This is a genomic window from Vibrio sp. 10N.286.49.E11, from assembly GCF_041469505.1.
Lineage (GTDB): Bacteria > Pseudomonadota > Gammaproteobacteria > Enterobacterales > Vibrionaceae > Vibrio > Vibrio crassostreae_C.
On sequence record NZ_JBFRKQ010000059.1, the window covers coordinates 1 to 6992 of the forward strand.

Consider the following 6992-nt stretch of genomic DNA (forward strand, 5'->3'; position numbering starts at 1 on the left):
GACCTCAGGTCGCACGGACAATTATGAGTTACACGATTTCTTAATTTAGCTTCTAGCGGATTATCTGAAGTATTGCAAAGCCTCTAGTCAATTGACCAAATTCACTCACCCACTACAAACTATCTTCTTGTATCATCCTTGGTAGTTTATTTACAATAAATCAGATACTTAAACGAAAGGCTTCAAGTAATGAAAAAAATCGATGACAAAGAAATTAGTGAAGAACTAAGTCAAAGGTATAAACCGGCAGCAATGAGTGTGGGCAATACCAATTTGCCCCTAAATCAGCTAAGTGATAGAGATTTCGAGATCCTTACATACCACCTACTCAAAGCTGAGATCAATAATGGAGAGCATAAAGGATATAGCGACATCATCCTTATGCCTGGTGTTGGCGAAAGAGGTCGAGATTGTGTTATTTATTCAAACGAAAAAGTTGTAGCAGTTGTTCAATGTAAGAAATATTCTAGCAAGATTACTAAACCATCATTCCTAAGAGAATTAATTAAGTTCTTATTGCACTTAACAATTGACGACAAGCTGTTCTTTGGTGACAACGTAAAATACTTGTTCTACGTTTCAAGCTCATTAAATGAACCAACGTTAAGCATTACAAAACAATTTAAAACTGGCATAGCGAAGGAAATAGATAGTGGAGAGGTTGACAAGTTCGTAAAACAGGTAGTTTCAGAATACGAGTCATTTCAAGGTTATGTAGATAATGAGCCATATGAAGAGATCGCTCGGTTACTAAAAAAAACCACAGTACAAGTTTGTGATGGAGTAGACCTTACCCAAAGAATAAAGTTAAAGCAAAATATTATGAAGACTTTCTTCGAGGTACAGAGTGTTATCGACATCGAGGCTCATAAGAATGTTGTTCTAGATGCTATGACTGACTTCGGGTTCGCAAACCTACTAGATATGGATATAAAGCACCTTCACAAAAGAATTGATGGCATGGAAGATGAAAAAAGAGTTAATTTTGGCTCATTTGACTTTTATGGCTATGATATCAGCTTCTTCAAGCGCCTTACTCCCGAAGCTCTAGGAGAGATTTTTAAAGCAATCTCAAATCTACAAACAACTGTAAGTAAACAGTTGTTTGACTTTTTAGGGGAGAAAATCAATACCGCTACACAAGAGAAAATCACTAAAGTATTCCTCGTAAATGATGTAATACACCCATATACGGTTTCAATTATACCAACGTACCTATTAAAGCGTTGTAACTTCACATTAATAGCTAACACCCTGCCAGAAGAGTTGCGTAAAAAATATTACCCTGACCAATTCATGTCTAAAAAGGAAATTATGAATCTCGTTATTGATGAAATGATTATTTCCAGCACCAAATTCCTGAATGGCGACTATTCAAATATAAAAGGCAACCAGCATGAAATCAGCTTTAAAATTAATTATATGTTTCCTCAGATCCATCGTGGGCTATCTAATGAACAAGATATACGAGTTCAAATTCAACGCGACCTCTCCATAGTTCAAGACACGATAGACCGAATAGAAGATGAGATAGTATCAATTCTTGAGTCCGAGAAAACTATTGTAATTAAAGATTCCCATATGCTTAAAGACAAGGAAATGTTATCAAAAGTTAGGAAAACACTGGATAACATTCGTTAAGAAAACTTTTAATGGTTACCCTAATATCATCTTGTAGTGGTGTTACATGCCCCGTCAGCACACCTCTGGACATTTATTTGTCAGTGGTTTTTAAATTAGCAATTCATCAATGACTACAGGTCTGGAAAGTCACTAACTTGGTGCCATGCGTGAATAGACCAGTTCAAGGCGCAATGCCCCTCGACCATCATCGAATGATTTACTTAATAAAGTGACTTCGGGCTTGTTCAATACTCGGGATTTAACGTTGGCTGAGCAACGCTTAATCCTTATTTGTTATATTTTGGTTTCAAATGAACCAACTATAATTCTGGACCAATATGTCTCATTGATCGTCGAATTACATTGCAAATGCATACTTTCATCTTCCAATTTAAAAGGGATAATCTCTCCATTCGGAGTATAAAAACCTTTTTCATTTAAAGGATAGAAGATGGCAATTCTATTGCTCTGCCTCGACTAAAAACACATCTGGTTTATAAAAAACAAGCTGCTCTGGAGTTAGTCCTATCAGATTCTCGTATTTAGAATAATAGGTTATTTCTGAGTGATGAAATAACAACCTGCCTAATTCCTGACCAAAGGTGATTTCTAATGACTCTATAAGCAGTTCAACATCAATAGCAATGCAATAGTCAGCATTAAATCGGCGGAACAACTTCGGACAGTTCTTCTTTGAAGACAAGCATAAACAATAACAGTGCCTTGGCATAATTTTAACGTTTATATCTGATGCAAGGGATTCATTGGCAATTTGATGTCCATTAATGAAGTATTTCCCTACATTTTTATTCCAGAAAAACTCCTTTTTTGTTTCCTCGTCTCTCATTAGATCATTTTCTAATCTAGCGTAATGACTTAAATCACTAAATCTAGGGCTAATGTTCCCCTTTACAATAGGCTCCAAGAACTGTTTTTTACCATATAGGTACTTGATCATTGTTACCTCATCCATATAAAAACATAACATTTTAATATCGTGCAGGCACGAATTTATACTATCAGCATACCTCAAGTCACTTACCTAACGAACTGAAAAACAAGCATATAATCCACTATCAATCCGATTTTTTAGGTGCAAACTCTGAAAAAATATGGCTTCCTATTCAAGGAGCGTTATCACTGAAGAACTCCCATTTAGTTATCGACAATTCAGTAGCTTAGAAACACTTAAACAACGTATTCATGTGTAGCTGTGATTGAAGATCAGTCTCTAGTGGGTTAGAAATTTCTTTTAGGGAAGGGGCGAAGTTAGAACTCTAGACATGAGGAAAAGTAAGGCAAGTTGCAGGGTTTGAAACTGAGTTCAATCCCTATCTGGCTCATTTTGGGGCACAGGCTTTCAGAAGAAAAGCCTGTGGCAGAACCTGTTTTTCAACAGTCTGTTTTCTCAGACAACCTCAGAGCGTCTTCTAGCTCAACGCCAAGGTATCGAATTGTGTTATCTAGCTTCGAATGTCCAAGTAAGATCTGTACGGCCCTGATGTTTTTCGTTCTGGCATAGATTAAAGTGGCTTTAGTTCGGCGCATGGAATGAGTGCCATAATAGTCAGCATTCAATCCCAATTTTGCAGCCCAGTTCCTGATAATTGAACGATAGAATGAGTAGCTGATAGGCTGCCCAGAGCGTCGGTTACTCGGGAATAGAAAACTGCTTGCCTCTAGAGATGCTGCAAAAACCCATCGGCTAATACTTTGCTGTGTTCTAGGAGTAATCTCATAGTGGACATCGGTGCCAGTTTTTTGCTGGATGCACTGAACCCTTTCATAGATAACTCCTTGCGAAGAAACATCGTAAACGTGTAGCTTCAGCAAATCACTCGCTCTTAACTTGCTATCTATAGCTAGGTTCAGTAGTGCAAGCTGCATCAGATCGTTTTCAATCTCCAGCCTAGTTCTGATCCGCCAGATCTCTTCAAGTTTAAATGGCCTTTTGATGCCACTGCATTTTCCAGAAGATAACTTTCTCATGTTGACCTCCTCTCAGTGTTTTGGTCAACATGAAGTTTGGCAGTCACATTTAGTAGGGTTCAGTAAGATCTGAAACGTTGATGGACATTGGCGGTTTACTGGAAGTTAAAGATGATAAATTGGCACATTTTTCCTAGTGGAGTATATGATTATCAAATTTCATGACGAAAGTAACAGCATGCATTAGTACGTACTCATGATACTGAATCGTCAGATCCATGTCAGTTAACACAATTAGTAAAAGTACATCAGCTTCCAGCGAATCGTTTATCATGTGCCAATCTATTTCTTCAGCATCGGTCCGTGCTACCGATTCCCGCATCAATACAAGCAATTGTTTATAGCAGTTATCACCGTTCGCATTTGCGCGATCTATGTAGTCTAGAAGAACTGATTTTGTATTCATTCCTTAAGAATAAAGATGTTATCTTCAGTAAAAGGATGATATTTGACTGGTAAGTTATGACGGCTTTGGACATTTTTGAGCTAGCAGGATTTACTAGCTCTTTCGGGCCAGGAGCAATTCAGAACTAACGTGTGGTATTAACGAGCCCCTAAGCTACGCCACCCAAAGTAAAAACGCTGAATTTTGATTGAGTTAAGCGGCTTGGTAAATAATAGGCCTACTCAAGAAGCCAAAAATGCCGATATTACCCGCTGTCTAAAAGCTCCGAGCCGAAGCTCATCAAACGCGCCAAGTGCGATATCAATATTATCAGTGTTCTTTGTTGTGCCATTCCATACCAGCTTAGAGCTAAGTCCTCCACGCTCTTCTAGCACCCCCTTTTCGCTCAGACGGTTGCGCTTAGTATCTGGCTCGGCTTCTGCAAAATTTTTCCATTTTGCATATATACACGACTCAGGAATATCGTGTTCAATCCTTTCTGCATAGTCAATCAAGCTTTGTTCAGCAAAGGTGAATAACCACGCTTGTTGATTTGTCACGCCGTTCACACGAAGAATTCGCCCGAGCACCTGTCTGAAGTACAATTCGGTTTTGACTGAACTCATGTGACAACACACTTGAAGGCGCGGAATATCGGTCCCCTCACTAATCATTCCAACGCTAACAATCCATTGAGTATCGCTTCGTCTATAACGTTCAATCTCTGCTAAAGGCTCTTCATGCCGATAGGTCACTATTGAGACCGATTGAGCATACTTTTCAGAAAGTACCTTTTTAATTGTTTGTGCGTGCTGAACTGATGCAGCAACAATTAACCCTCCAGCCGTCGGGGATCGAGAACGGATTTCTGCAAGCTTTTTGCAACCCAACCCAAGTAAGTACTCCATTGCATCTTCATTATGAATGATGCTTTGATATGAGGCCTTGGTCTGCTTAATCATTTCCAATATTGAAGTAAAAGACTCCACCTTCTCATCGTTCGTCACGGTCAAATGTTCATTATCAACCAAAACAATCTTAGGGGCTCTGCAAACCTTATCGCCGATTGCTTGTTTCAACGTGTATTGATAATCAACCAAAAGTATCCCGTCAGGATCGCTGTACTGTCCCAATACTATTGGCAAAGAGTCTGAACGCCACGGAGTCCCTGAAAGAGCAAGGGTATACGTTGCGAGTCCTTGAATCTTTGCAAGGACTTGTTGGCCCCAAACATTCGCATTTTCAATCTCTGTACCAGAGCAATGGTGTATCTCATCAAAGACCACAAAAACTCGATGATTTCTTAGCGTCAGCCAAAACTCCTCATTTAGAAATTGAATCGACTGATAAGTGAGAGATCGTCCAATAGAACCTAATCCACCATTAAAGGTACAATTAAGAATCTGTGAAAAGGTTTTCTTTATTCCGCTTGAAACCGTTAAAGAGGGAGAGAAACACAATACAAGATCGATCTTGTCCTCTTGCAGCAACTTTGAAGCGACCGTCGCAGCCAATACTGTTTTTCCTGCCCCTGGAGTTGCTTGGCAGAAGAAGTGCTGCTGGTTTGAGCTGTATTTCTGTAATGCCTTCTCTGAGCATTCTGTCTGCCATTGTCTTAGCACGACTGGTTGTCCTCACAAAGTGTTTTGAGAACACTTGTGAGTACATTCACTCTTCCTAATAACTGCGCTGAATGCTCTCTTGCTTGCTCAAGAAGTGGAAGCAACCTCGGCTCGAGTTCAGGAAAGCGGCTACAGAGAGATTGATACTCATTAATCTCCCCAAAAACAATCTCTAGCTCACCTTTGTGCTGATTGCGTTCGTGCCTTAATACCGAGTAATCAGACGAGGTGGAAAAAGTAACCTTAGTGTTGTCTGATACAGTATCGATTTGAAGACCTTTAAATAAGTCTGTTTGAAAGTATCGTTTCTGCCGCCCCGTCCCTTCAACTCGAAGCCAATTATTCTTCACCAAACGAAGGAGTTGTCGATAAACCTTACGACGAGCATCATCCGGATCAACATAGGAGTCATTAATCGAAACAAATGCATCTCTTAGCTCAACAACTAAAAAACCATCCATCTCTTTTTCAATCAATAGGTTGTGCATTTCATCACTGATTTTCAAAAAACGCTTCATGTACCGTATATACCACTAAAATACTAAGGATTGCTTAGTATACAGAAATCAGTAAAACTAAGAAAATCTTAGTTACCGTGAGATCAGAGACATGAAACTTAAGTGCCATTCGAAAACCCAATTCCAGTGCGGCTCAAAGAAGCCCGCAAAAAAGCAAACCTCTCTCAAAAAGCATTGGGAGTACGTATAGGTATGGATGAAAGCTCTGCTAGCCCTAGAATGAATCAATACGAGAAGGGTAAACACACCCCAGACGTACAAACCTTAAAGCTATTGGCAGATGAACTAGGTGTGCCTTTAAGTTACTTTTTCTGTGAAGATGCAAGCGCCGCAGAACTAGCATGTATTGTTTCTCAAATGACAGAGAGTGAGAGGAAAGAATTAATTTCATCATTGCTAGCCAAAAGTAAACGTGAAGTCTAGTTGCACTATCCAGACTTAGATTTGGTCTGCGGCCTGACTAAATAGGTGCTATTTAGGATCTTACTGTACTGCTTCTTGTTGACGGAGTTCAAAAGCGTAATTACCGAGTACGCCCACACCGAGTACGCCCACTCCCTAGCAAGAGTCTGGACAAAAACGAGTCTGGTTTTGTGCTAAATTAGGAAGCCTTGGAAAACTGTAGGTATGAAGAGGCTTAACTTAATATCCAACTATGATGGGGCGGATCAAGCCGTCCTTTTGTGCTCCCAAAATAAGAACACTACTTTGAGAAAAGCTAACAACAAGCAGTAAATTAAAATAAATGAGTAACTTTCAGCTGAATTAGTACATTTTAGCTTTGGAACTCAGAGGCTCTTCAACTAAACCTACCTCAACTATAACTGGTGATCGCCGCTTCTGTTGCCAATTTGA

6 protein-coding genes are annotated in these 6992 nt (G+C 39.5%); 2 read left to right on the forward strand and 4 right to left on the reverse strand.

The window, feature by feature from the left end:
• Positions 1-189: 189 nt before the first annotated feature.
• Positions 190-1641, forward strand: a complete 1452-nt coding sequence (locus AB4167_RS14590) for a restriction endonuclease (protein WP_372136694.1) — start codon at positions 190-192, stop codon at positions 1639-1641.
• A gap of 442 nt (positions 1642-2083) precedes the next feature.
• On the opposite strand, the gene AB4167_RS14595 is transcribed toward AB4167_RS14590, so the two are convergent.
• The 4 genes from AB4167_RS14595 to AB4167_RS14610 form a co-directional block, all read right to left on the reverse strand.
• Positions 2084-2581, reverse strand: coding sequence for a hypothetical protein (locus AB4167_RS14595; RefSeq protein ID WP_372136695.1), 498 nt, complete (start codon positions 2579-2581; stop codon positions 2084-2086).
• A 434-nt stretch (positions 2582-3015) separates the two neighbouring features.
• The gene (locus AB4167_RS14600) at positions 3016-3612 is read right to left on the reverse strand and encodes a tyrosine-type recombinase/integrase (protein WP_017242845.1); all 597 of its coding nucleotides are present in this window, start codon (positions 3610-3612) and stop codon (positions 3016-3018) included.
• 627 nt (positions 3613-4239) lie between these two features.
• Positions 4240-5619 (reverse strand): DEAD/DEAH box helicase, encoded by a 1380-nt coding sequence (locus tag AB4167_RS14605; protein WP_102420173.1) that lies wholly within the window; start codon positions 5617-5619, stop codon positions 4240-4242.
• A complete protein-coding gene (locus tag AB4167_RS14610; RefSeq protein ID WP_372130717.1) occupies positions 5613-6125 on the reverse strand; it encodes a hypothetical protein in 513 nt (170 codons plus the stop codon). The genes AB4167_RS14605 and AB4167_RS14610 overlap by 7 nt, the downstream gene beginning before the upstream one ends.
• Before the next feature lie 114 nt (positions 6126-6239).
• Here AB4167_RS14610 and AB4167_RS14615 point away from each other — a divergent pair, with 114 nt between their 5' ends.
• Entirely contained in the window at positions 6240-6560 is a 321-nt protein-coding gene (locus AB4167_RS14615) for a helix-turn-helix domain-containing protein (RefSeq protein WP_048662950.1), read from the forward strand.
• Positions 6561-6992: the final 432 nt, after the last annotated feature.